Raw genomic sequence first — 23729 nt, forward strand, 5'->3', positions numbered from 1 at the left:
CTCGTCTCTTTCTTAGTTGTCTTTCGTATCAATACCGTAAGCTTTGATTTTTCTGTGAAGATAACTTCTTTCCAAACCAATCACTTCGGCTGTTTTGCTGATGTTTCCACTGTTTTCAGAAATCTTGCGGAGTAAGTATTCTTTTTCAAACTGCGCACGAGCTTCTCTGAACGTGGAAAGATCCTGCATCTCGACGGCTTTCTCATCCTCTTTATCGATAAGTCCCGCAAAGCGCAGATCGTGAACGTCAACAAAATCACCGGGTGTTAAAATATACACGCGCTCAATAAAGTTCTTTAGTTCCCTCACATTGCCCGGCCACTGGTAGGACACCATTTTCTCAATGGCTTTTTCAGAGAAGGCTTTTTTAGGATAACCGCTTTCTCTAGAAACATTGTCGGCAAAGTAAGAAACCAAAACAGGAACGTCTTCCACGTGCTCACGCAAAGCCGGAACACGGAACGGAATAACATTGAGGCGGTAGTAAAGGTCTTCGCGGAAACGACCTTCCTTCACTTCTTTTTCAAGATCTTTGGAAGAGGCAGCGATCACGCGCACGTCGTTTTCGATCAACTCGTGACCACCAACACGAGAATATTTCTTTTCATCCAGGTAGCTCAAAAGTTTTCCCTGAGCCGCTGAATTCATCTCGCAGATCTCGGCGATATAAAGCGTTCCGCCTTGGGCCAGATCCAATTTGCCTTTTTTAACACGATCCACACCGGGCATTGCGCCTTTTTCGATCCCGAAGATTTCAGACTCTAAAAGGTCTTCAGGAATTCCACCGCAGTTGATTTCAACAAACGGACGGCTGGCTCTGGCACTCATGTAGTGAATGTTTTGTGCGACCAATTCTTTGCCAGTGCCCGCCTCCCCTTGAATCAAAACCCAAGAGTTTGTCGGCGCCACACGGGCGATGATTTGTTTTGTTTGCACGATTGAAGGAGCTTCACCGATTAAAGCAATCGACTTACGAAGTTTGTTCAACAAAAGAACTTTTTCTTCTTTTTGTTGTTGGAAGCTCAAGATGTTTGAAATCGTGATCAAGATTTTATCCATCGACAAAGGCTTCTCGATAAAATCCCACGCGCCCAACTTCGTTGACTTCACCGCTGTTTCGATCGTTCCGTGCCCTGAGATCATGATGAACTCTAAGTGCGGAAACTCTTTACGGGCCATCGTCAAAACTTCGATACCGTCGTATTTACCTGGCATCCAAATATCTTGGAAAACGATGTCGGGTTGAAAATCACGAATAGCTTGCAATCCTGATTCTCCGTCATGAGCTAAAGAGACTTGATAGCCTTCGTCTTTCAAAGACGCAGACAACACATCACGAATCGGAGCTTCGTCATCAATAATTAAAATTTTAGTATTCAGAGCCGTCACCGGAACCTTCTTTCTATTCGCCAGCAGGTTTCCACGCACCTACTTCATTGACAGGCATTTCGATCACCATCTTGACCCCTTTGGGCTCATTGGCGGTCGCACGAATGAACCCATTATGATCTTCAATGATCCTTTTCACAATGGCTAAGCCTAGCCCAGTTCCGCCTTCTTTTGTAGAGTAGTATGGCTCAAAAATGCGACTTCGATCTGCCGCAGGAATACCTTCCCCGTTATCGGCCACCGTTAAACGCATGGTTTTGATGTCCTTGTCGTATCGAGTCACGATTTCTACTGTGGCCTGTGGCTCTTTTGCAACAGCCGAGCACGAGTTATCGACCAAATTCACAAGCACGCGCTTGATCTGATCGGGGTCAAATTTGAAATCCGGAAGCTCCTCATCCTGGTTAAATTCAAAGCGAATATTCGGATGAGCTTGGCGATAAAGCCCCAAGGACTCTTCCACCACGCTGTTTAAGTTAGCCACCACCGGACGCGCTTGAGGCAAGCGAGCAAAATTACTGAATTCGTTCACGAGATTTTTTAGACCATCCACTTGTTTTACGATCATCGTCGTACACTCACTGAATGCAGGGTCTGTGATCGAAGCACCAAATTTTCTTTGCAGTCTTTCGGCTGAAAGTTTGATCGGCGTCAGAGGATTTTTAATTTCATGGGCAATACGACGAGCCACTTCTGTCCAAGCCGCCGCTCTTTGCGCATTTGCAATCGGAGTCAAATCGTCAAACACCAGGATCTTACCCATCTCTTGACCTTTTTCATCCTTCAAGATCGAAAGAGTCATCAAGAGTGGCAAGGCCTCTCCTTGCACATTCAGACGAAGTTCCTTCTGAATACTCTCGACCTTGTGATCGATCATGGTTTTTTGCAATTCCGCAAAAGTACGGAAGTATTCCAGAGTTAAAAGATCGCGAACAGATTTGCCGATATATTTTTCAGCATCAATTTTTAGAAGCTGAGCCGCGTGACGATTGATTGTCGAAACAACGCCGTTTTCGTCCACAGAGATCACACCGGCACTGACGTTCTTAAGAACCGTGTCGGTGTATCGCGCATGTTGATCCAACTCTTCCAAAGTTTTTTCCAAAGTCACGGTCATCTGATTAAAGCTTGTGATCAGATCGTTGATCTCTTCAGAACCGGCTTGGATTTGCAAAGGTGTATAGTCCCCGCCTGCGACCCGACGAGTGGCTCTTCCCAATTGCACAATCGGAATCGAGAGTTGTTTTGCCAAATAGAATCCAAACCACGTCGCCGCAAGCAGGATCACGAAAGTCATCAAAACTAAGATGTAAAGATAAATGGACTTCAATGGATATTCGAGAGGATTGATATCCCGGAACTCGTCATAGGCCGTGGAAATATCATTCATCTTCGAGATCAATGACAGAGGCAAGAAGCTCGATACAACCACAGCACCTTTTTCAGCGCCCTCTTGCACCGGAACAATAACACGGACCAAGTTTCCATCCCCGAATTGATGGATGATACTTGCTTCGGCTTGAAGCTTGATTCCCTTTTGTAAAAATTCAAGAGAGACCGCTGGAACGGTAGGAACCGTGTCGTCTTCAGCAGAAACAACGGCGCGCTTTCCAAAAAGCGACGGATAGTACTCGACCGCATCCAAACTAAATTCTTTGCGCAGATGTTCGATTTTATTTTTAATGTCGTTCTGATTTTTTAACGGACGAACAGCATCTGCAATTTGATGGGCAAAGTGATAATTCTTTTTCTTCGCATTGAAGTAATAGGCATTCGTGACTTCAATGGAACTTTTAAGAACCCCCGCCATCTTGGCACTGAACCATTTATCGAAGCTTGAGTTGATATAAAACACCGAGATAATAAACATCAGCACCGTTGGAACGAAACTGAATGTCACAAAGGCGGCGATGAGTTTAGCCTTCAGACTGCTCCCGAAGACCTTTCCCTGTCTTTCCACGAAAACCTTCACGACATTTCGGAAGATCATGAAAAGCAAAAGCAAAAGAAGAATGATATTAAAGTTTACGAGACCAAAGAAAAAGATACTGTGAACAAAGGGAAGCTGCTGGCTTGTCGCAAACAGGCGAATCTCAAACCATGTGAGGAGACCAAAAAGAAACGACACCACAAGAACCAATAAAATCTCGCGGCGTCGTTTTTTAAATTCCTGGGGACCAGGAGGAAGAAATTCGTCGTTTTGCGGTGTATTTTCCATCACACCCATATGCTAGTCCCAGAGAGGGACTCTCGACCATTACTTTCTAGTTTTTTTCTTACTTTTTTTCGCTTTCGCCGCAGGTTTTGCGGCCTTCTTCGCGGACTTCGCAGGCTGGGCCTTGGCCATCATTTGTGCTGTTTTCAAAGCGGCTGGAATTTCCGTCGTCAAACCGATCATTTCCATCACAACTTGTGCGGCTTCCTCACCTTTATTACCGTGCTTTCCGCCAGCTCTATCAAGGGCCTGCTCTTCGTTTTCAGTCGTCAAAACACCGAAGCCGACAGGCTTTTTATAGTCCAACATCAAGCGAGAGATTCCGTCTGTCACAGAGTTGCAAACATAGTCATAGTGAGAAGTTTCACCACGGATAACAGCACCCAAAGCCACCACACCGTCGCAACCTGCATCCAAGAAGGCTTGGCAGGCCAAAGGCAATTCCACAGCGCCTGGAACTAGAGCTGCGAAGATTTCAACACCTTCACAAGACTCAAGATAGTTGATTGCACCCTCTTCTAGTTTTCCAGTGATCTCGTTGTTAAAGCGTGCTGTGACAACACCTACTTTGATAGTTCCCATTACTTGTGCCCCTTTACATTTTCAATAGCGACAATTTCAACAATCTCAATATCAAAAGCTTTTAAGCCGACTTTCTTTTCTGGTTTGTTCGTCAAAAGACGAACTTTACGGGCACCGATTTCACGCAAAATTTGCGCGCCGATACCGTAGTCTCTTTCATCCATCAGCGGCGTTGAAGGACGAACGTCATCCATGCCCACAAGAACTTGCAACTCTTGCGCAAGGCCTTGCGTGCGGTTGTTCCCGCGAAGCAAAACAAAGGCACCACTCGGTTGTTCATTGATAAGCTTAATGCTCTCAAGAACTGTGGAAGCTCCTCTTTGCAGAACCGCCATAAAATCACGAGTGAAGTTATCAACGTGAACACGCACCAATGTGTCTTTCTCTGGCGTGATCTCACCTTTTTGAATCACCAAGTGTTCAAGACCATCCACTGTGCTTCTGAAAACGCGAGCCTTCATGTCTTTGCCGAAAGTCTCTGGCAAATCCAAAGTGGCAATCTCTTCCACCAAAGTTTCATTCGCCAAACGGTATGCGATCAAATCAACGATCGTTCCTATTTTGATGCTATGTTTTTTTGCGAATTCTTTAAGATCCGTCACGCGAGCCATGCTTCCATCTGGATTCATCACTTCGCAAATAACGGCCGCAGGATTTAAGCCCGCAAGACGAGCCAAGTCCACACTGGCTTCCGTATGACCGGCACGTTTCAAGACACCGCCTTGTTGAGCGCGAATTGGAAAGATATGACCAGGCATGTGAATGTCAGAAGGTTTCGCATGAGGGTTTGCAGCGACTTTCAAAGTGTGCGCACGATCTGCCGCAGAGATCCCTGTAGAGATACCTTCCGCTGCTTCAATACTTACCGTGAACGCTGTTTTGTTCGGCGCAAAGTTCATGTCATCACGAACCATGAGAGGCAATTGCAAGCGCTCAATTTGTTGAGCTGTCACTGTTAAGCACACAAGCCCGCGAGCTTCTGTGATCATAAAGTTGATTGCTTGAGTTGTTACGTGATCTGTCGCTAGGATCAGATCACCTTCGTTCTCGCGATCTTCATCGTCCACAAGGATGACCATTTTTCCATTACGAATGTCTTCGATGATTTCAGGGATGGTATTAAAAGACATTTTAATCTTTCCTCACTTCAAGAGAGCGCTGAATTGCACGCGCCATATAGTCAGGTTCCACATTTACCGAAGAGCCCACTTTAAGCTCTCCCAAATTTGTGCGCTTCAATGTTTCAGGAATCAAACAAACAGACACGATGTCGTTGTTAAGTTCGTTTACTGTGAGACTCACGCCATTCAAAGTCACACTGCCCTTCTTCCACACAAACGGAAGAATCGTGTTTTTCACTTTCACATCCAAAAAGAACGACTCGCCATCAAGTTCCGCGCGAATCACCGTCCCCAAACTATCCACGTGACCTGTCACCAAGTGACCGTGAATACGATCTCCAAAACGCAAAGATCTCTCTAGATTCATTTTCTTACCAATCCAGCTCTGCGGATTCCACTGCAGAACCTTGATGGTCTCAGCCGCCAAAGCAAAGGTCATTTGCTCGTCGTCGAAAGCCTCTACGGTCAAACAAACGCCGTCACAAGCGATGCTGTCGCCAAGCTTTATATCATTGAATTCACTAGGTTTTTTAATTTTGATTCGATACACATTGGAAAGCTCCTGGGAGCTCTCAATCGGCATCACAGATTCTACGATTCCTGAAAACATATAAGGCCTCAAGCTTGAATGCCAGGAAACTACACTTTTGCCTCTCTGATGGCAAGGAAAGGGCGCGGGCATTGCACATTGTTCTAGCTATGACGCCAAATCTAATTAAATGGGCTTAGGGATTTTGCAGCAGGATGAAGAAACCATCCTGCTTCAAGTTTTGAGGGAGTGTCTATTTTAAGAGTGTCTTAACCGCGACCTGGTTTTGACGGAGTTTGTGTGTTGCCGCCATTGGAACCATTATTGGGATTCGATGGATTCACAGGTTGCACACCTGGATCTTGCGGTTTGTAGTTTGCATCGTGGAATTTAAAGAGTTTCACTTTTGCACCGATCACCGCATTTTCATCGTTTTGCTCAATCACACGACCGCGAGAGATCTCGTCACCAACCCAGTCGATTTCAATCTTCGCAACCGCCGATCCAGCTTGCGCACCACCACCCAAGTAGCGAGAGTCACAAGGCTCTCCTTCCCAGTAATAATCTTCGTTGTAAACCAAAAGTTGATCGCCCGGCTCAAGCTTCACATCCAAACCACCAACAACAATCAAGTGGGTGTCATGGTTGGCAAGAACGCGCGTGTACCATTCTTCTGATTTCAACTGTGAGTTCAAATCAGCCACTGATTTCACAAGAGCATTCTTAGTCACTTGTGCTAAAGGAGTTTGATAGTAAGCACTTGGTCCCACCGAGAAGGCGCCAAAGTTCAAACTGAAATTCACTTTTGTTTTAGTCTGTTTCGACGTTACGTTAGCAGCGGCCATCACCTTCGAAGTCAGGGGACGAGTCGCCACCATGGACAAATCCAGTTGCGCAAATTCAACATTGAAACCCGCCGATCCAAGGCCATTGGTTGGCAATGCTCCTGCCGGAGTAAAACCAATTGAAATACCTCCACCGCCGATCAATTCAAATGAATTCACCGAGCCCGAGAGTTTCGCCTGAGGAATATTGACCATACACCAAGCGGTCTTTGCGTATTGCACGTTGTAGTTGTCTTTACCTGCTGCTTCCGCGAAGGCCTTCATCATCTGACCATCCGTCTTAGTCAGATTGAAGAAGCCCACATCCCCCGTTCTTGCTTCCTGCGGAGGGACCGCAATGGGCGGATTATACTTCAATGTAAATTCCTTGCTATCCAATAGCACGCCATAGATTTGTTGATTCGCTACAAATTGAAAGTCAAAAGCGCTGCCACCAGGGAAGATGATCGGGCTTGAGCGGATCGCACCCAACTCTACGATTTTTTTAAGAGCACGTGCAGGAGCCTCAGCGGGCTTCTGTTCACACTTCTGATTTCCCATGGTCATTGCAGCACCAGCCACCATGATTGATGCTTTAAAGATTTTCTTAGACCAATTCGTGCTCTGTGATTTCATGTTCTTTTCCCTTCCCAAGGATTCACTGTGCAGCGGTTTCATGCACAGTATACGGATAAGAACGCCTAGACCTTAAACCAGAGCTAAGTTATTGACGACACTTGCAAAAACAAAACCGGTCTCACCCCGAGACACGCTAAGTGCATGAATTTATTCGGATGCTAAAAAATTTCGATTTATAAAAAAATTTTCTCTTGTCGAAAGTTTTGACTCTTTCGTTCAACCTTTTTTATGGGAACACTCGAGTGTCTACTCTGTTTGTAAATTTCTTTTTCACAATCAAATGAATTGAAATTCCTACTTGTTCGCGGCCTGAACACAATCCTGACTTGAGGAATTTCCGCTCGGTGTGGTTTAACCCTCAAAACCCAGGAGTATGCGATGAAAAATTTTGTGCTCGTCCTTCTTTCTCTCTTCACACTTTCCGCTAATGCAAACGAAACTTGCTTCTCTCAAGATGAAGCCCGGGAAGTATTGCTCAAGCAAGACAGAACAATTCTTAAAGAGTTGAAGCAGCAATACAACGTCGGCTTGTGCAAAGGCCGCCCCAACCAAGGCTGCATTACTAAGACTCATCTTTCACAGGTTCTTTTGCAAACACGCTGGGATGCTCGCAACAATCGCTATCAAAGTGGTTCTTTGTATTACTGGCTCTGCGGCCCCGGCGCGGATTGCTGGGTTCACGCTACATTGACTTGCGCTGGCGATTTGAAATTGATCGTTATCGGTGACTAGGCGCCCGTCACTTTTAAAAACTTCCGCCACCAGAAAGAGTGACGAAGTACTGCACTTCATCTTTGTTTAAAACGAAATTATTTTTATCCGTGCGATCTTCGAAATAGTGAAAGGCTTGAACGCCTCCCCCGATGCGAAGGCCTCCTAAGCCAAAGGTGATTCCCGCTTTACCGAAGACCGCATTGGAGTTTTCATTCGCAAAACGCAAACCGGGTCCCGCGAATAGTTCAATGCCTAAACCTCGGCCTTGTGTGTAAGCTTGCCAATTAAACAAGGCCGCTGAATCCAAGCCGTAGACTGTATTGATATCTGTGCCGAACTGAGTGAAAAGAGAGTTGCGCCAATTGAGCCACTCTTCAACAAACCAATTAAGGCCCAAGTGGATTTCACTAAAAGATTCACCATCGCGAGTCCCTGAAGAACCCGTTAAGTCGTAGGACACACGAGACTGCGCCAAGGCACTAACTGATAAACCACAAATAAGCATGAAAGCCACGATTGATTTTTTCATGCTTTTATTGTGGAAAGGGCTTTGCTGACGGTCAATCTGTTTTTAGTCTAGCGGCATCTGGCAGCGATGCTTACGCTACGGCATTCAGAAACCGTTGCGCCCTCATCAAGACACTTTGTGTCTGTGTAACCAAAAACGATCACGTCTTTTTTCGCGTCTACTTTGGCAAAGGCACCGTCTTTTTCAATGTCGTTATTCATAAGTTTTACTAGCTTGTTTTTCGCCGCATAAGCATTGCCCGCAAAACAAGTTTCGTAATAGCCGATATAGCTTGAAGACTTCACTTCTTGTCCCGCAAGTTCACCTTCCGTGTAATACAAGGCACCACTTGCGGCTGAAGCAGAAGATGCACCCAATAAAACCATAAATAAATAGGAAACCGCTTTCATAAAAACCTCATTTGTTAAAAGAGGCCCGGTTATAACATGAGGAGTTTCTGGTATTTTGTTAGGATTTTTCTTCTTGGATAAATTTCTTAGATGTCTAAGTTATAAACAACGGTTTTTACCGCCACGTTCTCTGACTCTTGAAAAGAGAACTTAGTAAAGAAACAAGGGAGCTTTCGCTCCCTTGTTTTAGAATGTCAGATGTAAATCCGACCCTTTGACTTTGACTGTATCCCCGGCTTTGACTTTGCCCGAGATGATTTCTTTGGAAAGCGGATTCAAAAGTTCTGTCTGAATCACACGCTTCAAAGGTCTCGCCCCATAAACCGGGTCGTAACCTTTTTTCGCTAAGAAATCCACGGCTGACTGATCGAAGTCGATATTGATCTTCTTCGCTTTAAGTCGTTGCGCCACAAGATCCAATTGCACCTTCACGATGCCGGAAATTTGTGACTCTCCTAAAGAGTTGAACATCACGACTTCATCAATACGGTTGAGGAACTCAGGGCGGAAACGCTCTCTAAGAGCTTCCATCACAGCCTCGCGCTTATCATTCTCACTCATATGGGTGTCCAAAATAGATTGGGAACCCACGTTGGAAGTCATAATCAAAACCGTATTCTTAAAGTCCACAGTGCGCCCTTGACCATCGGTCAAACGACCGTCATCGAGAACTTGCAACAAGATATTAAACACGTCTGAGTGCGCTTTCTCAACTTCATCGAGCAAGACGACACTGTAAGGTCTGCGACGAACGGCTTCTGTTAACTGACCGCCTTCTTCGTAACCCACGTATCCCGGAGGAGCCCCGATCAAACGAGCGACCGCATGCTTTTCCATGTACTCACTCATATCAATGCGCACAACGGCTTGCTCATCGTCGAACAAGAATTCGGCAAGTGCTTTCACCGTTTCAGTCTTACCCACACCCGTGGGTCCTAAGAACATAAAGGTTCCAATAGGACGATTCGGATCTGAGATCTCTGCCCGCGCTCTGCGAATGGCATCCGCAACAATCGTCAATGCATGATCTTGGCCGACAACGCGTTTTTTAAGCTCGTCTTCCATGTGCAGAAGTTTTTGCGTTTCGCTTTCCAGCATTTTGCTGACAGGAATTCCCGTCCACTTCGCAACAACTTCAGCCACGTCTTCAGGGCCGACTTCTTCTTTGAGCATGCGATTTTCAGCAGGCTTTTGCTCTTTGCTACGCTCTTCCAAAGCCTTCATTTTTTTTTCAGTCTCGGGAAGTTTTCCGTATTTAAGCTCCGCCGCTTTTCCTAAATCGCCTTCACGTTCAGCCTTGGCAATCGCGACTTTAAGGTCTTCAATATCGGCCTTCAATTTCTTGATCTGCGCAATACCGCCTTTTTCAAATTCCCATTGCTCACGCAAAAGCTGATTTTTCGCATTAAGTTCCGTGATTTCTTTTTCAATCACCGCCAAACGCTCTTTCGCGCTTTCGTCTTTTTCTTTTTTCAAAGCTTCTTTTTCAATACGAAGCTGCATCAATTCACGCTCAATTTTATCCACTTCTTCAGGGACAGAGCGCGTTTCGATTCCGAGCTTGCTTGCCGCCTCGTCAATCAAGTCGATAGCTTTATCCGGCAAGAAACGATTGGTGATATAACGATGAGACAATTTCACCGCTGACACCAACGCCGCATCTGTAATACGAATTCCATGATGGACTTCGTATTTTTCTTTGAGTCCACGCAAGATCGTGATCGCGTCTTCCACACTGGGTTCTTCCACCATCACGGTTTGGAAACGACGCTCAAGGGCCGCATCTTTTTCGATGTACTTGCGATACTCATCCAAAGTTGTAGCACCGATACAGCGCAACTCGCCACGGGCGAGGGCAGGTTTTAACAACTGGCCTGCATCCATGGCACCTTCCGTTTTTCCAGCACCTACCAAGGTATGCAATTCGTCGATGAACAAAATGATTTGTCCATCACTGGACGTTACTTCCTTGATCACGGCTTTCAAACGGTCTTCGAACTCACCACGATATTTGGCGCCGGCAATCAAAGCCCCCATGTCTAAAGACATGAGTTTTTTGCCGACCAAGTTATCGGGCACATCATGTTTAATAATTCTTAACGCCAAACCTTCGGCGATGGCTGTTTTACCTACGCCAGGCTCCCCGATAAGAACCGGATTGTTTTTTGTTCTGCGCGAAAGAACCTGCACGACACGACGAATTTCTTCATCACGCCCGACCACAGGGTCTAACTTTCCTTCGGCCGCTAGAGCCGTTAAATCCCGAGCATACTTTTTAAGTATCTCGTATTTATTTTCAGGCTCATCATCTGTGACTTTCTGGTTTCCGCGCATTTCTTCCAATGCAGCCTTCACCTGATCCACATTGATTTTTGATTTTTTAAACAGAGTATTTAACTCTGCGTCGCCCGCTTTCAGCATTCCTAAAAAGAAATGCTCTGTAGAAATATACGCATCACCCCAAGCTTGAGCTTCGTCTTCCGCAGCCTTAAAGACCTTTTCAAGACGAGGACCCGCGAAAAGCTTTTGGCCTCCGCCGGTGACTTGAGGAAATTTATCAATACGTGTGCGCAAATCCGTTAAGAACTGCGCTTGAGGTACGTTTAATTTATCCAATAAACGCGGAACAATGCCTTCGGACTGCTGTACTAGCTCCGTCAACAAATGTTCGGGTTCTACAGAGGGGCTGTTTTTACGCTCTGCCAGTCGGGCCGCCGCTTGCATGGCTTCCTGACTTTTTCGCGTCATTTTTTCAATATCGTTGCCCATATTCCCTCCATCTGAAATAAAGGATGAGTCCTATTTTAGCTTTGTCAACATCGGAAAGAGTTTATTAAGGTCCACGAATGGCAGGAATCGTAAATCCCAAGGGAAGAACAAAATCACAGCCCCGTCTTACGCCGTCTATCAAGAAAGACACTGTGAACCCGCGCGATTTTATGAAGTATGACACTCGCTTTTCGTGCGAGGACTGTTCTCACTTTGATGGAGACAAGACCATGTGCACGATTGGCTACAATCCCTCACACCACTTAAAAGCGGAACAGAATCATCAATATCTGCTCGCAGGTAACATGGCCTTTTGTCGCTTCTTAGAAATTGACTGAGCTTCCGTCTAGGAAAACAGCTTTTTTCCCTCTGAAAGTATTGTGTCTAAGTGATTCAGGACAATCTTACGTCTTGAATTCAAGATCTATCCTTAGACTAGTATTGTAGAAATCAAACAAAACTCGCCTCACGTCCTGTCAAGAGATCGTCTCAAATCCCGATCAATTCACTATCAATGATTCACTCAGAAGGAGTCAGAGAGAGAAGGTCACTCTCTCTGTATAACCGAAAGGAGGGCCTTCAAGGATGATGATGTAAGTAGAACAATAGATTGTTCGTGCGCTGGGACTTCACCAGCAACTCTCTAAAAATGGAGAGTCAAAATAAAAAGGCCATTAAACAAGCACAGACTCGGATGTCAGTGCCGGCAAAGCAGAGTAGGTTCTGCCCAGCCAAAAAACAAATCAAGGAAGGTATTGAAAATGAAAAATAAATATTAACGGAGGAATTTAAAATGGGAATGAGAGTAACAACAAACATGGCAGCGATCAACGCACAAAGAAACCTCGTTGGTTCGCAAAGACAAATCAACGATTCAATGGCGAAACTTGCTTCTGGTAGCCGCATTAATAAAGCTGCTGACGATGCTGCAGGTCTAGCGATCTCTGAAGGCTTGAAAGCTCAGATTCGTTCTGCTGCTCAAGCACAAAGAAATGCGAACGATGGTATCTCAATGGTTCAAACTGCTGAGGGTGGCTTGAACGAGATCGGTAACATCGTGGTTCGTCTTCGTGAGTTGGGTATCCAAGCTGCTTCTGACACTGTTGGTGAGACAGAGCGTGGCATGTTGGATAAAGAGGTTCAACAATTGAAATCTGAGATTCAACGTATCGCTTCTGTAACTACTTGGGGTACTACTAAACTTCTAGATGGTTCATCTCCGAAGTTTGATTTCCAAGTTGGTTTGTTCAACAACGCTGAAGAAGATCGCATCTCTTTCAACGCTGGAGAAAACGTAGCTACTTTGGATTCTCTTGGTTTATCTGGCATTGACTTCTCTACTAAAGAAGGTGCTCAGGAAGCTTTGGGAATGTTGGATGCTGCTCAAACATCGGTTTCTGGAACACGCGCTAATCTTGGTGCCCTTCAGAACAGATTGACTTCAACAGTTGACAACTTAGGTGTAGCTCAAGAGAACTTGTCTGCAGCTAACAGCCGTATCCGTGACACAGACGTTGCTCAAGCATCTTCAGAGATGACTCGTAACAACATCTTGTTGCAAGCTGGTACTTCAACATTGGCTCAAGCTAACCAATCTAACCAATTGGCTCTTAAGTTGATCGGTTAATTAGTTAACTAAAGATACAATTCAAAACCCGGTGATAACCTCACCGGGTTTTTTATTTCATACACATTTCAAAAATTTCTGTTCAGATTTTTTACAGGACCTTGTCTTCGGTTTTTGATCCGCGAAAAAGTGTAGAACTTTTTTACCAATAATTTCAAATATTTAGCTAAAGTCCAGAGCGAATTACTCCGAAAAATATGCAAGAAGCATGGAGGAATTTGTATGAAGACTTTTAAAACAACTAGCCTGATGGTTGCACTACTCGCTACCACCACCCTTCTTGCGGCTTGTAATAAAGATGGATTCCAAACACTTGCACCGACGACCGGAAACTCAAATCAAGGTTCAAGTGATAACTCGGGTCAAGGAGGCGACACAACACCGACTCCGAAACCTCCTAGTGCGTATGACAAATTAGAAATGTCAGGGATTGTTGGCGGAACTTCCTATGAGAATGAGCAAGTGATCGCTCTCGACAAACCTAATAACGCACTACTTCTTTATCTTCCCCTTCCTCCGGGACCTTTCAGCAATCTCTATATAGATGTACCGAATGTAAAAGGGGTCAAAATCCAAACCGTCCTGGACTCCCAACAAAAAGCCCGTGTTGCAGTGAGCATCCCGCTGAAGCTGATCGTCAAAGACAAGGTCAGCCTTCCACCAGCGAACTCCCTTCCTGGCGGACGCGCTCTTCCAATGATGCCAAGCGGAGAGTTCCCGTCACTAGCCCTGGGGCTTAATCAGAACTCCAGCAACAAGATCTACCTTTATTTCGGCGTCAATGCGGTCGGAATGTTCATGGAAAGCTCATTCTTTCCAGAGTATTTGGGCATCACCGCCCCTATCAAAAATAAAGCTGGGACAAGAACTTTGGGATATTTCACCATCGTTCCTAAGGCAGGGGCTAACAATGGCGGACTTTTCCTTTCCTTCATCCTGCCTAACGACTTGGCCAAAATCATTGATGACCACTTGAGTGGGATTATCAACTAAACAAGACCGACAAAAACTCGTTGTTTCGGACTTCTGTCCTCAACCCCTTCGGGGCTATCGCGTAGAAATCCCCTCCTGGGATTTCTATCTATTTTGATTTGCCTGCCCCCTTAATTCTCGCTAGTCTAAGGGGGCAATCATTTTTTGACCGAAGTCATTGCTGACTTCGCAGCATTTTAGGGAGCGAATCAATGGCAAAGAAAAAAGCAAAACCAGCGAAGAAAGTAGCTAAAAAAGCAGCTAAACCTGCTAAAAAAGCTGCAGCAAAGAAAGCAACTAAGAAGACAGCAAAACCTGCTAAGAAAGCGGCTACTAAAAAAGCTGCGAAACCAGCGAAGAAAGCTGCTCCGAAAAAAGCCGCAGCTAAAAAAGCAGCTCCCAAAAAAGCTGCAAAAAAACCAGCGGCGAAGAAGCCTGCTGCTAAAAAAGCGGCTCCTAAAAAAGAAAAAGTAGCTAAAGCGGCTGCGGTTGGCGCCGGCGCTGTAGAAGTGTTGAAGCCTACAACTCCTGCTATCGACGAAATGTCTTCAGAGTTCGACGATGAAGCAGAGATGGACAGCATGATCGACATCGAAGAAGAGTCTTCTTCTGACGACTGGGAAGACGAAGGCGAAGAAGAATCTGAAGATGAAGGTTCTTTCGAAGAAGACGAAGAGGATGAAGGCGACGACGACATCCTTAAGAAAAAAGAAACTAGCGATGATGACGACGACGAAGATGAAGATGACGACTTCGGCGACGACGAAGGCTACTTCTAATCTAAAGAAATCTTCGCAAACAACATTTGCGGAAAGTATTTAGCAAAAGCGCTCTTTCAATAAAAGAAGAGCGCTTTTTTTATTCCAGAAATTTGATTATGATTTTTGTATGTATAAACATCTTTATCGTCGTTTTTTAGATGCTCATTCACAGGAATTGCACTTCGCTTGCCACAGTCACCATTACTGGCCGGATGTTTCAAGAGAGGCTCACCTTCAATATTGGGATGACTCTTGTCAGTACGTGGACGATAAGTGGAATCATATTTTTTCTAAGAAAATTCCTCAGGCGCAAAAACTCATCAGCGAAGTTTTGCATCTTTCAAAACCGGAACAGATTGTTTTTGCTCCGAACACGCACGAGTTTGTTTTTCGTCTTTTAAGCTCTTTGGATTGGAGCAAAAAAGTTCGCGTATTAACGACGGACTCGGAGTTTTACAGTTTCGACCGTCAGATCAATCGCCTTTCAGAGCTGCCGAATTTTGAAGTCGTGAAAGTTCCAACTTTACCGATAGCTACTTTCAACGAGCGCTTTGAAAAAGAGATGGCTTCATCTGATTGGGATTTGATTTTTGTCAGTCACGTTTTCTTTAACTCAGGCCTTGCGTGTGACATTGAAAGACTCGTTAAGAAAACTCCGGCCAAAGCTATTTTTGCCATTGATGGGTATCACAGCTTTATGGCGGTTCCTCTCAATCTATCTGCCATCGAAGAGCGTGCGTTTTATATTGCAGGCTCTTACAAATACGCCCAAGGTGGCGAAGGAGCGTGTTTCCTTCACGTTCCCCCTGGCACTCGCCACCGTCCCTTTCATACGGGCTGGTTTGCAGAACTTTCTCACCTCTCTGCTGTCGGCAATCAAGTGGGCTACCCGACAGACGCTCTTCAATACGCAGGTAGCACCATGGACTTTTCCGCTCTTTATCGGCTGATCGCAGTGCTAGAAAAGTTTAAATCCGAAGGCCTCACTGTAGAAAAAATTCATGCATTTGTAGAGAGGAACCAAGAGCTGTTTTTGGCAGAGCTCGATAAGCGATCCCATCCGTTGGTGAATCGTCAGAATCTTATTCAGGAGAAGGGCATTTTTCATGGCCATTTCCTGACATTTGAGCTGCCCTCGACGGACAAGACCCAGGAAATGGTAAAAACTTTGGCGCAAAACCACTTGAAAACAGATTCTCGTGGAACACGTTTGCGTTTTGGGTTTGGTCTTTATCATGATGAAAGCGACATTCGCAGGGCTGTCGAAGTACTATTCAAATAGTGAATATTTACTTTAAAATCATTTATTGGATAAATTTTAAAGAGACATGGTAGTTCTAGCTCCGAAAACAAACACACGGAGTAATTACCATGAATAAAATCATCCTTTTCATTTCTGTTCTTATGCTTTCTAAATTTGCTTTGGCTGCAACTCCTGCAAATATCGAGTTGTGCGCTCTTGAGATTCCCAATGAATCCGCAGCCGATGCTCCACTGACGGAAGAAATTATTTTCGATGTTAAAAAAGCCGCATCGATTTCAGCTTTTCACCTTTCTTTAATCAATAAATACTATCAAGCCTACAATGAAGATCCAAAACTCACTTTGACGTTCGCCGAACTTAAAAAACTTTTCGGCAAAGGTGGCGAAGAAAGTTACAATGATCTTTACATCTTAAAATACGTTTCTAAAGCGACAGGCAGAACATACCTTGAAGTGCGTGCTTATCCGGGTGACAACGCTGTCGGAACTGTTTTTGATGGAATTACAGGTGAAGTTCTCGCCGAAAACGGTGACGGCAGCTTTAGTCTTGTAACTTCAGATGGTTACTTCTCTTGCTATGAAGTTAACAAAGACAAATACTAATTTTTTAACAACTCTTTGATTTTTTCTAAGTCCGAATGAAAATTCGGACTCTTTTATTTTCCAACCTTAGTCCAAATAAAACAGCGCAGTGTTTACTATCATACTCAGATAGTGCTTCATAGAAATTCATGGAGGAATTGTGAAGACTCTGATCGCACTTATTACTGTTATTTTGGGAAGTTCAACTTCGGCTCTCGCTGCATGGCAATTCGGTTTCAGTGGCGGGTTTAGTCCAAACTATCAAGTTAAAATGGATGGTAAAGGAACCAACTCAGGGACGCCTTATACAACTGACTACAAACTTGAGTATGAAAGTTCCTTTGAGTTCGGCATCGACATTTGGAATACTCCAGAGAACTCCTTAGGCTTTATTAGCGGCCTCCAATTCGGTACTGAACGAAAACTAAAATCCGGAACTATTAATGGCTTTCCGATTTCGACCTCATCAAATATTTCCAAGTATCAAACTGACTTCCTTTATATCGGCGTTGCATATAGATGGGAGTCTTTTTATATTCCATTAGCTTTAACATATGGCATGTCAAAATTTACGGCAGCAACACCTATGGACTCTATAGAACTAAAAAATGGTTTCGGTGCTCACTTCGGTATAGGTTGGTTCATTGGCGACCACTTTGTAATTGAATACATTGGAAGAGCCGTGACTACGGAACTCAACGTAACTTCAGGCTCTGCTTCAGAAAAGAATACTGGCACCATTGCCACTGCACTTTTAAACTTCAAGTACCTTTTTGGGGGCAAGCCTTCAAAGTACAGAGACGACAACCTCTCCTTGTGATTAAACATTTTTCATATTCCCTCTGCTCAGTTACAATTGATGGATATGGAAAAGAAATCCAAAAAAATTAAAGAGAGTCTGTTCTTCCCCAAAAAGAAAAAACTCAAACAGTGTCCTACCCACGCAGACAAAGTCTGTTCGATCGACAAAGGAACTTTTGAGGAAGAGCTTCTCGCTTTAAACGAAAAACTTTCGGACCTTCAAGAGCTGATCTTTGCGGAGTCTAAGCACAAGATACTTATTATTCTGCAAGGTCTGGACACCTCTGGTAAAGACGGCACTGTTAAACATGTCTTTAAAAATACGAACCCGCAGGGTTTGCGAGTCGTTTCTTTTAAACAGCCCACAGAACTGGAACTCGCCCACGACTATCTTTGGCGAATTCACAAAGAAAGTCCAGGCAAGGGTGAGTTTACAATTTTCAATCGCAGTCACTATGAAGATTTTGTCGTGCCTTATGTGCATCACCGCTTGCCTGAAAAGCAGCTAAAACAACGCCTTGACGATATCGTGAGCTTTGAAAAAATGTTGTCCACGGAAGGCGTGATCATTTTTAAATTCTTCCTTCACATCAGCCCGAAAGAGCAAGCTCAAAGAATCACCGAACGCTTGAACAATCCCAAGAAACATTGGAAGTTTTCAATGAGCGATCTTGAGGAGCGCGCTCATTGGGATCGCTATCTTGAAGCCTATGATATTGCCCTTCGAGAAACTCATGACGATCATGCGCCATGGAATATTATCCCCGCAGATGACAAGCGACTTCGTGACTTTCTAATTTCTTCCATTCTTGTGGAAAGGCTTGCGAAGCTCAAACCTCACCCCCAAAGAATGGACCCGAAAGTTCTTAAGAAAGTGCAACGCGAAGCCACTCGCATGCTTCAAAAGTAATAGCGCATTCCAAGTCCACTCGCCCAATAGGATTCAGTCCGATGGGCGTAGCGGTCATTGTTGTATACGGCAATAGCGATTTGATCTAACAATGTCCAGTCCCAGTAGGCTTCCCAGTTTTTCCACTGTACTGTTGTCGCAAGGACCAAACCGAAACGATAGGCCGTTTCGTCATAGTAGTTGTCTTCAGGATAGACTCCCGAATTTTTAATAAACGTTTCATCACAAAGACAACGGCTGACCAAAACTCCGATTCCCACCCAATTCGTCTTCACTTCTTTGTATGAAGAATGAAAAGGCGAATAGATGTATTTCAGGTTCAACTGCTGCACTTCGCTGCCTATGATTCCGGGAGTGGTGCCATAGGCGAATACTGTATTGTGATTTCCAGACTCTGATGTGTAGGCTACTCCGTAATGCCGATCGCCCATGTACGATCCCGTACCTAAAGCGACACCCCATTGAGCAACAGCCAACTCACTCCAAAGGCTGAATATCAGGATGATAATCTTGCTGAATCCCATAACGACAATCTTTCCGGAGACATTGCTCCACGAGAATGTTGTCTTCCCTGAGAGTAATACGCGACCAGCGGCCTCGCTCCAAACGCTCGACTTGGTGGCGTAGAATGCCTTCCTTAGTTTCCGTATGATAAATATGTTTGTGCCCGTTCATGATCAAACGCACAGACGAATCCCGAACGGTATCCCAAAAAAGATCTTTGTCTTTTTCCGTGAAGTACTCGTTATTGTCGGGGTCCACATGCATCAGAAGAACAACAGGCAAAGGACTTAAACGAACTTCCTTCGCAAGCCAGTCCCAATCAATCCCCTCATCGATAAAGTCCAAACGATTGTTATTAAAAATAACAAAGCGATAGCCCTTATGATCAAAGTGGAAATTGTAGGGGCCAAAAAGTCTTTTATATAAAAGCTTCCCCTTCGCCACCGAATCGTGATTTCCAATCACGGTGATCAAAGGTGTTTTCAGTGGCGCTGTTAGATTCAGATAGACATCATATTCAAAATTTAGACCTTGATTGGTGAAATCGCCAAGGCTCACCGCAAAGTCGAAACTCATGGTGTTGGCATCTCTCACCCAATCTTCAAGCGCGGCATAATTTTGATGGCTATCTGCAAAGACACCGAGAACAATTTCTTGGGGGGGCTCAGTAAAAAACGGACTGCTTTTTAAGAGTCCTAAATTTTGCTGATTCAAGTTGGAGGCTGAACTCTCCGTCTCTTCTGAAAACGGAGAGTTCTTAAGAGGAGCACAACTTAACAAAAATCCTGCTACAACAACTGTTAAAAACCGTTTCATACCTCTTTCCAATCTGCACAATTGGAAGATGAGAATATAAGGATGCTAATTAAGCATAGATGTATTCTTCACCATTTTCTCCAATATGCTGTTCATTCCTGTTTTTTCATCTGATGAAATTTGATTCCAAAAAGCGGCTACTTTCGGAGCCCACAAAGGAAAGATCTCTTTGATCAAAGCCTCGCCTTTGTCGGCAATTTTAATCACAAAAGAACGCCCGTCTTTCTGATGAAGTTCACGTTTGATCAATTCCGCTTTTTCCAAACCATTGATCAATCCCGAAATTGTCGCTTGGGTTACACCCACTTTTTGTGACAACTCCGAGGGCATCAATCCCTCGGAAGAATCGCTTAAAAGGTAAAGAAGGGTGAAACGACCACTGGAAAGATTATACGGAGCAAGCAAGCTGTCCATATGATTCTCCAGTTCTGTCGCGATCTTCAGGAAAAGAAGGTTGGAGTACAAGGCACTGGTGTCGACTTGCTCATCGATTCTTGTCGCTGCGGCTTTAAATTCTTCCTTCGAAGGTAAGTTCTGAATAAATAATTTTGCCATAAAACCTCCAGTCAAATTAGCTTTCTGATACCAGGTCAGTGGATTCAGAAACTGAACCTTCAGGACCTGTGACTTTCACTTCAACGTGTCTGTCTTGTTTTTCTTTTTTATTCGATGTCAATCTGCCGCCAATATTATTAGCCCAGACTCTAAAGCGATCCACATATGTGAACACGGCTGGAACGACGATCAATGTCAGGATGGTTGAAGAAATCATACCACCGATGATCGCCACACCCATCGCCGTACGAGATTTTGAAGCTTCATTCAGACCGATCGCGACCGGCAAAGTACCCGCGATCAACGCGAAAGAAGTCATCAAGATCGGACGAAGACGTGTCTTACCCGCTTCCACCAAAGCTTCGCCACGCTCTTTACCAGCGGCCATCATTTGTCTTGTGTAGTCGACAAGCAAGATACCGTTTTTCCCCGCAACCCCAATGAGCATGAAGAAACCGAAGATCGCAAAGATTGTCATTGTTTCGCTCATCAAGAACAAACCAAGGAAAGCACCACACAGAGCCAGTGGCAAAGCCACCATGATCGTGATTGGCGTGATGAAAGATTCATACAGACTTGAAAGGATCAAGTAGATGAACATGATCGCAAAGCCTAGAGCAAGTACTGTTGACGTTGCCAACTCTTGCATGTTTTCCGCGTCACCACCCCAAGAGAAACGAACACTTGAAGGGAAGGCCGTCTCGCCTGTGGTCATCATTTTAATTGCATCATTCACCACTTCACTCAAGCCCGCACCTGGAGCAACGCCCGCTGTAATCTGGATATAACGACCACGGTCTTGACGCTCAATCGAAGCCGGACCAGAAGCTAAATCTCCGGAAGCAACGTCAGACAAGCGCACCAGCTTTCCATTCACGTTAGGAACATAAACTTGGTTAAAGCTTTGCTTAAGGTCTCGTTGTTCTGGCATCAAGCGCACGCGCACTTCATACTCACGGCCTTTTTCACGAAATTTTGCGGGAGTTAAGCCTTCTACTTGTGCACGAAGCTCTCCACCCATTGTTTTCGTGTTGATACCGTATTGTTTTGCGGCACCCGGTTTTAAGTGAACTTGCATCTCGGGTTTACCGGGACGGAAATTCGTATCGACGTCTGTCAAACGAGGGTCCGCTTTAAGTTTTGCTAAAAGCTTTGTCCCTGCTTCTTCCAACGCTTGAGGATCGGCAGAGATGATGTTCAAAGTGAATGGTTGTCCCCCCATACCACCTGTTGCATCGTATTCCTTAACAACTGGATTTGCTGTTTCTACGAAACCTGTCAATTGTTGACGAACCTTATCGCGGAAACCTTCTGTTGTGTATCCGTTACGTTCCTTGCCATTTTTCATACGCACGTAGAAAGACGACTTGTTGGATTCACCGTAAAGACTACCAATAATCATCGCGGTGTAATCCACTTCCGGATTTGCGCGGATGATTTTATCCACTTCATCGCCAACTTTATTCATACCATCCAAGCTGGTGCCTGGTTGCATTTCAAGAGTCACTGTGAACTCACCAGCATCGTCGTCCGTGATGAACGCACCTGGAACTTTTGTCACGGTATAAATACTGAGTACGAACACCATGAAAGTCGCACCAATCGTCATTAAAGGATGGCGAAGAGTGATGCGAAGAAGTTTTTCATAAACTCTTTCAAGCCAAGCTTGTACACGGTCGAAACCTTTTACAAGACGGCCTAAAGTTTTATCGTACAATCCAGGGGTTGTCGGCACTTTATGTCCGCCATGACCCTCTCCTCCGAAATAAGCCGTCAACATTGGAATGATGGTCATAGCCACAAACCAGCTGATCATCATCGAGAACACGACGGTCATACCGAACTGTTTTAAGAACTGACCGATGGTTCCCGACATCGTACCCACTGGTACGAACACGGCGATCACGACCAGGGTAATGGCCATAACTGCCAATTGGATTTCTGTCGTTCCTTTTTCAGCGGCTGTGAGTGAGTCTTCTCCCAACTCCATGCGACGGTAGATATTTTCGATAACCACAATGGCATCGTCGATCAAAAGACCCACAGCCAATGTCAATGCGAGCATAGACACGATGTTAATCGAGAAGCCTGCGACCTTCATAATCATGAAGGCACCGATCAATGAAATCGGCAATGAAAGAGCCGTGATAAACGTCGAACGCGCACTTCCGAGGAAGAAGAACACAGTAATAATCGTAAGAATGATACCGATGATGATCGTTTCATTCACGTCATAGATGTTGTTTTTAATTTTTGTAGACGCATTCGTAACAAGTTGAACTTGAGGAGCGCCTTCCATTTTTGCAAGTTCAGGCTTCAATTTATCAAGTTGCTTAATGATGTCATCAGCCACTCTGACAGTGTTAGAACCGGATTGACGGTACACCTGCAAGAAGAGGGCTTTGTTCCCGTTTACGAAAGCGCGGGATTTTTCATCCTCCAATGTATCTACAACCGTTCCGAGATCTGCAACACGTGTTGGAACCTCATTCCCATAAAGGTTGACAAGAGTGTCGGCAACCTCCGGAACGGTTTTAAATTCACCTAATCCACGAAACACAAGTTCTTTACCACCTTGTTCCACCTTACCACTCGGAATGTTCTCACCCGAAGCACCTACTTGCGCCGCTACTTGGCCTACGGAAATTTCACGAGCTTTCAATTTGTTACGATCCAAAATGACGTGAATTTCTCTTTCACGGCCCCCGAAGATCTCAATGGCACCAACGTTGTTCACTTGTTCCAAACGAGGTTTGATGAACTGGTCGGCGATATCAAATAGTTGCGCGTCTCCCAAACCATTGGCTGTCAAAGACACCATGATGATGGGAGTATCTGAAGGGTCGAACTTTTTAATAACTGGATCGTCCACCTCTTCAGGAAGTTTTGGTTTCGCGATATTTACTTTGTCGCGCACTTGTTGTTCGGCGTATTTCACATCAACGCTGCTGTTAAATTCAACGATAACTTGTGAAACACCTTCCAAACTTTTTGAAGTCAAACGTTTGATACCAGAGATGGTACTAACTTCTTCCTCAATCGGACGGCTGACCAAAGTTTCGATCTCGGAAGGACCGGCACCTTGATATGTCGTTTGTACTGTCACGACAGGGATACTGACATCCGGGAACAAATCCACGCTCATGGATTTGAAGGAGGCCCAACCCACCACCACAAGGGCGATCGTCACGCACGTAATAAAAATAGGTCTGCTAATGGATATCTTAGGTAAGCTCAT

22 protein-coding genes are annotated in these 23729 nt (G+C 44.8%); 9 read left to right on the forward strand and 13 right to left on the reverse strand.

The window, feature by feature from the left end:
* Positions 1–12: 12 nt before the first annotated feature.
* From ACL934_RS15175 to ACL934_RS15200, 6 genes are all read right to left on the reverse strand, one after another.
* On the reverse strand, positions 13–1389 hold the full coding sequence (locus ACL934_RS15175) for a sigma-54-dependent transcriptional regulator (RefSeq protein ID WP_374074822.1): 1377 nt from the start codon (positions 1387–1389) through the stop codon (positions 13–15).
* Between the two features lie 13 nt (positions 1390–1402).
* Positions 1403–3616 (reverse strand): sensor histidine kinase, encoded by a 2214-nt coding sequence (locus tag ACL934_RS15180; protein WP_374074824.1) that lies wholly within the window; start codon positions 3614–3616, stop codon positions 1403–1405.
* A gap of 30 nt (positions 3617–3646) precedes the next feature.
* The gene (ribH, locus tag ACL934_RS15185) at positions 3647–4186 is read right to left on the reverse strand and encodes a 6,7-dimethyl-8-ribityllumazine synthase (RefSeq protein WP_374074826.1); all 540 of its coding nucleotides are present in this window, start codon (positions 4184–4186) and stop codon (positions 3647–3649) included.
* The gene (ribB, locus tag ACL934_RS15190; protein WP_374074828.1) at positions 4186–5316 is read right to left on the reverse strand and encodes a 3,4-dihydroxy-2-butanone-4-phosphate synthase; all 1131 of its coding nucleotides are present in this window, start codon (positions 5314–5316) and stop codon (positions 4186–4188) included. Before ribB ends, ribH begins: the two co-directional genes overlap by 1 nt.
* 1 nt (position 5317) lies before the next feature.
* On the reverse strand, positions 5318–5917 hold the full coding sequence (locus tag ACL934_RS15195) for a riboflavin synthase (RefSeq protein WP_374074830.1): 600 nt from the start codon (positions 5915–5917) through the stop codon (positions 5318–5320).
* 188 nt (positions 5918–6105) lie between these two features.
* Positions 6106–7296: a hypothetical protein gene (locus ACL934_RS15200; RefSeq protein ID WP_374074832.1), complete on the reverse strand. Its 1191-nt coding sequence runs from the start codon at positions 7294–7296 to the stop codon at positions 6106–6108.
* Between the two features lie 381 nt (positions 7297–7677).
* On the opposite strand from ACL934_RS15200, the gene ACL934_RS15205 reads away from it, so the two are divergent.
* Positions 7678–8031, forward strand: coding sequence for a hypothetical protein (locus tag ACL934_RS15205; RefSeq protein WP_374074834.1), 354 nt, complete (start codon positions 7678–7680; stop codon positions 8029–8031).
* Between the two features lie 13 nt (positions 8032–8044).
* On the opposite strand, the gene ACL934_RS15210 is transcribed toward ACL934_RS15205, so the two are convergent.
* The 3 genes from ACL934_RS15210 to clpB all read right to left on the reverse strand — a co-directional run bounded on the left by ACL934_RS15210 (position 8045) and on the right by clpB (position 11700).
* Positions 8045–8542, reverse strand: coding sequence for a hypothetical protein (locus ACL934_RS15210; RefSeq protein WP_374074836.1), 498 nt, complete (start codon positions 8540–8542; stop codon positions 8045–8047).
* A gap of 47 nt (positions 8543–8589) precedes the next feature.
* Positions 8590–8931 carry a hypothetical protein gene (locus ACL934_RS15215; RefSeq protein WP_374074838.1) on the reverse strand — a complete coding sequence of 114 codons (342 nt, stop codon included), beginning with the start codon at positions 8929–8931 and terminating at the stop codon, positions 8590–8592.
* Positions 8932–9117: 186 nt separating this feature from the next.
* Positions 9118–11700: an ATP-dependent chaperone ClpB gene (gene clpB, locus ACL934_RS15220; RefSeq protein WP_374074840.1), complete on the reverse strand. Its 2583-nt coding sequence runs from the start codon at positions 11698–11700 to the stop codon at positions 9118–9120.
* Positions 11701–11777: 77 nt separating this feature from the next.
* Here clpB and ACL934_RS15225 point away from each other — a divergent pair, with 77 nt between their 5' ends.
* The 8 genes from ACL934_RS15225 to ACL934_RS15260 all read left to right on the forward strand — a co-directional run bounded on the left by ACL934_RS15225 (position 11778) and on the right by ACL934_RS15260 (position 18616).
* Positions 11778–12038, forward strand: coding sequence for a hypothetical protein (locus tag ACL934_RS15225; RefSeq protein ID WP_374074842.1), 261 nt, complete (start codon positions 11778–11780; stop codon positions 12036–12038).
* A gap of 455 nt (positions 12039–12493) precedes the next feature.
* Positions 12494–13327 (forward strand): flagellin, encoded by an 834-nt coding sequence (locus ACL934_RS15230; RefSeq protein ID WP_374074843.1) that lies wholly within the window; start codon positions 12494–12496, stop codon positions 13325–13327.
* 222 nt (positions 13328–13549) lie between these two features.
* Complete coding sequence (locus ACL934_RS15235) at positions 13550–14320, forward strand: hypothetical protein (RefSeq protein ID WP_374074845.1); 771 nt, start codon at positions 13550–13552, stop codon at positions 14318–14320.
* Between the two features lie 191 nt (positions 14321–14511).
* Positions 14512–15078, forward strand: coding sequence for a hypothetical protein (locus ACL934_RS15240; RefSeq protein ID WP_374074847.1), 567 nt, complete (start codon positions 14512–14514; stop codon positions 15076–15078).
* 109 nt (positions 15079–15187) lie between these two features.
* Positions 15188–16342: an aminotransferase class V-fold PLP-dependent enzyme gene (locus ACL934_RS15245; RefSeq protein WP_374074848.1), complete on the forward strand. Its 1155-nt coding sequence runs from the start codon at positions 15188–15190 to the stop codon at positions 16340–16342.
* An 89-nt stretch (positions 16343–16431) separates the two neighbouring features.
* The gene (locus tag ACL934_RS15250) at positions 16432–16926 is read left to right on the forward strand and encodes a hypothetical protein (protein WP_374074850.1); all 495 of its coding nucleotides are present in this window, start codon (positions 16432–16434) and stop codon (positions 16924–16926) included.
* Positions 16927–17065: 139 nt separating this feature from the next.
* Entirely contained in the window at positions 17066–17725 is a 660-nt protein-coding gene (locus ACL934_RS15255; RefSeq protein ID WP_374074852.1) for a hypothetical protein, read from the forward strand.
* Between the two features lie 45 nt (positions 17726–17770).
* Entirely contained in the window at positions 17771–18616 is an 846-nt protein-coding gene (locus tag ACL934_RS15260) for a PPK2 family polyphosphate kinase (protein ID WP_374074854.1), read from the forward strand.
* Here ACL934_RS15260 and ACL934_RS15265 read toward each other — a convergent pair.
* From ACL934_RS15265 to ACL934_RS15280, 4 genes are read right to left on the reverse strand one after another with little or no spacing between them, the layout of a single operon-like run.
* A complete protein-coding gene (locus ACL934_RS15265) occupies positions 18607–19140 on the reverse strand; it encodes a hypothetical protein (protein WP_374074855.1) in 534 nt (177 codons plus the stop codon). The two genes, ACL934_RS15260 and ACL934_RS15265, sit on opposite strands and share 10 nt — an antisense overlap.
* On the reverse strand, positions 19094–19936 hold the full coding sequence (locus tag ACL934_RS15270) for a metallophosphoesterase family protein (protein ID WP_374074857.1): 843 nt from the start codon (positions 19934–19936) through the stop codon (positions 19094–19096). Before ACL934_RS15270 ends, ACL934_RS15265 begins: the two co-directional genes overlap by 47 nt.
* Before the next feature lie 45 nt (positions 19937–19981).
* The gene (locus ACL934_RS15275) at positions 19982–20491 is read right to left on the reverse strand and encodes a MarR family winged helix-turn-helix transcriptional regulator (protein WP_374074859.1); all 510 of its coding nucleotides are present in this window, start codon (positions 20489–20491) and stop codon (positions 19982–19984) included.
* Positions 20492–20507: 16 nt separating this feature from the next.
* Entirely contained in the window at positions 20508–23729 is a 3222-nt protein-coding gene (locus tag ACL934_RS15280) for an efflux RND transporter permease subunit (RefSeq protein WP_374074861.1), read from the reverse strand.

Source organism: Bdellovibrio sp. HCB-110 (assembly GCF_047323225.1).
Taxonomy (GTDB): Bacteria; Bdellovibrionota; Bdellovibrionia; order Bdellovibrionales; family Bdellovibrionaceae; genus Bdellovibrio.

Coding starts and splice junctions, on each gene's coding strand:
- ACL934_RS15180 (WP_374074824.1), bottom strand. CDS start 3,616: ATGGGTGTGATGGAAAATACACCGCAAAACGACGAATTTCTTCCTCCT.
- ribH (WP_374074826.1), bottom strand. CDS start 4,186: ATGGGAACTATCAAAGTAGGTGTTGTCACAGCACGCTTTAACAACGAG.
- ribB (WP_374074828.1), bottom strand. CDS start 5,316: ATGTCTTTTAATACCATCCCTGAAATCATCGAAGACATTCGTAATGGA.
- ACL934_RS15195 (WP_374074830.1), bottom strand. CDS start 5,917: ATGTTTTCAGGAATCGTAGAATCTGTGATGCCGATTGAGAGCTCCCAG.
- ACL934_RS15200 (WP_374074832.1), bottom strand. CDS start 7,296: ATGAAATCACAGAGCACGAATTGGTCTAAGAAAATCTTTAAAGCATCA.
- ACL934_RS15205 (WP_374074834.1), top strand. CDS start 7,678: ATGAAAAATTTTGTGCTCGTCCTTCTTTCTCTCTTCACACTTTCCGCT.
- ACL934_RS15210 (WP_374074836.1), bottom strand. CDS start 8,542: ATGAAAAAATCAATCGTGGCTTTCATGCTTATTTGTGGTTTATCAGTT.
- ACL934_RS15215 (WP_374074838.1), bottom strand. CDS start 8,931: ATGAAAGCGGTTTCCTATTTATTTATGGTTTTATTGGGTGCATCTTCT.
- clpB (WP_374074840.1), bottom strand. CDS start 11,700: ATGGGCAACGATATTGAAAAAATGACGCGAAAAAGTCAGGAAGCCATG.
- ACL934_RS15225 (WP_374074842.1), top strand. CDS start 11,778: ATGGCAGGAATCGTAAATCCCAAGGGAAGAACAAAATCACAGCCCCGT.
- ACL934_RS15230 (WP_374074843.1), top strand. CDS start 12,494: ATGGGAATGAGAGTAACAACAAACATGGCAGCGATCAACGCACAAAGA.
- ACL934_RS15235 (WP_374074845.1), top strand. CDS start 13,550: ATGAAGACTTTTAAAACAACTAGCCTGATGGTTGCACTACTCGCTACC.
- ACL934_RS15240 (WP_374074847.1), top strand. CDS start 14,512: ATGGCAAAGAAAAAAGCAAAACCAGCGAAGAAAGTAGCTAAAAAAGCA.
- ACL934_RS15245 (WP_374074848.1), top strand. CDS start 15,188: ATGTATAAACATCTTTATCGTCGTTTTTTAGATGCTCATTCACAGGAA.
- ACL934_RS15250 (WP_374074850.1), top strand. CDS start 16,432: ATGAATAAAATCATCCTTTTCATTTCTGTTCTTATGCTTTCTAAATTT.
- ACL934_RS15260 (WP_374074854.1), top strand. CDS start 17,771: ATGGAAAAGAAATCCAAAAAAATTAAAGAGAGTCTGTTCTTCCCCAAA.
- ACL934_RS15265 (WP_374074855.1), bottom strand. CDS start 19,140: ATGGGATTCAGCAAGATTATCATCCTGATATTCAGCCTTTGGAGTGAG.
- ACL934_RS15270 (WP_374074857.1), bottom strand. CDS start 19,936: ATGAAACGGTTTTTAACAGTTGTTGTAGCAGGATTTTTGTTAAGTTGT.
- ACL934_RS15275 (WP_374074859.1), bottom strand. CDS start 20,491: ATGGCAAAATTATTTATTCAGAACTTACCTTCGAAGGAAGAATTTAAA.
- ACL934_RS15280 (WP_374074861.1), bottom strand. CDS start 23,729: ATGAGCTTACCTAAGATATCCATTAGCAGACCTATTTTTATTACGTGC.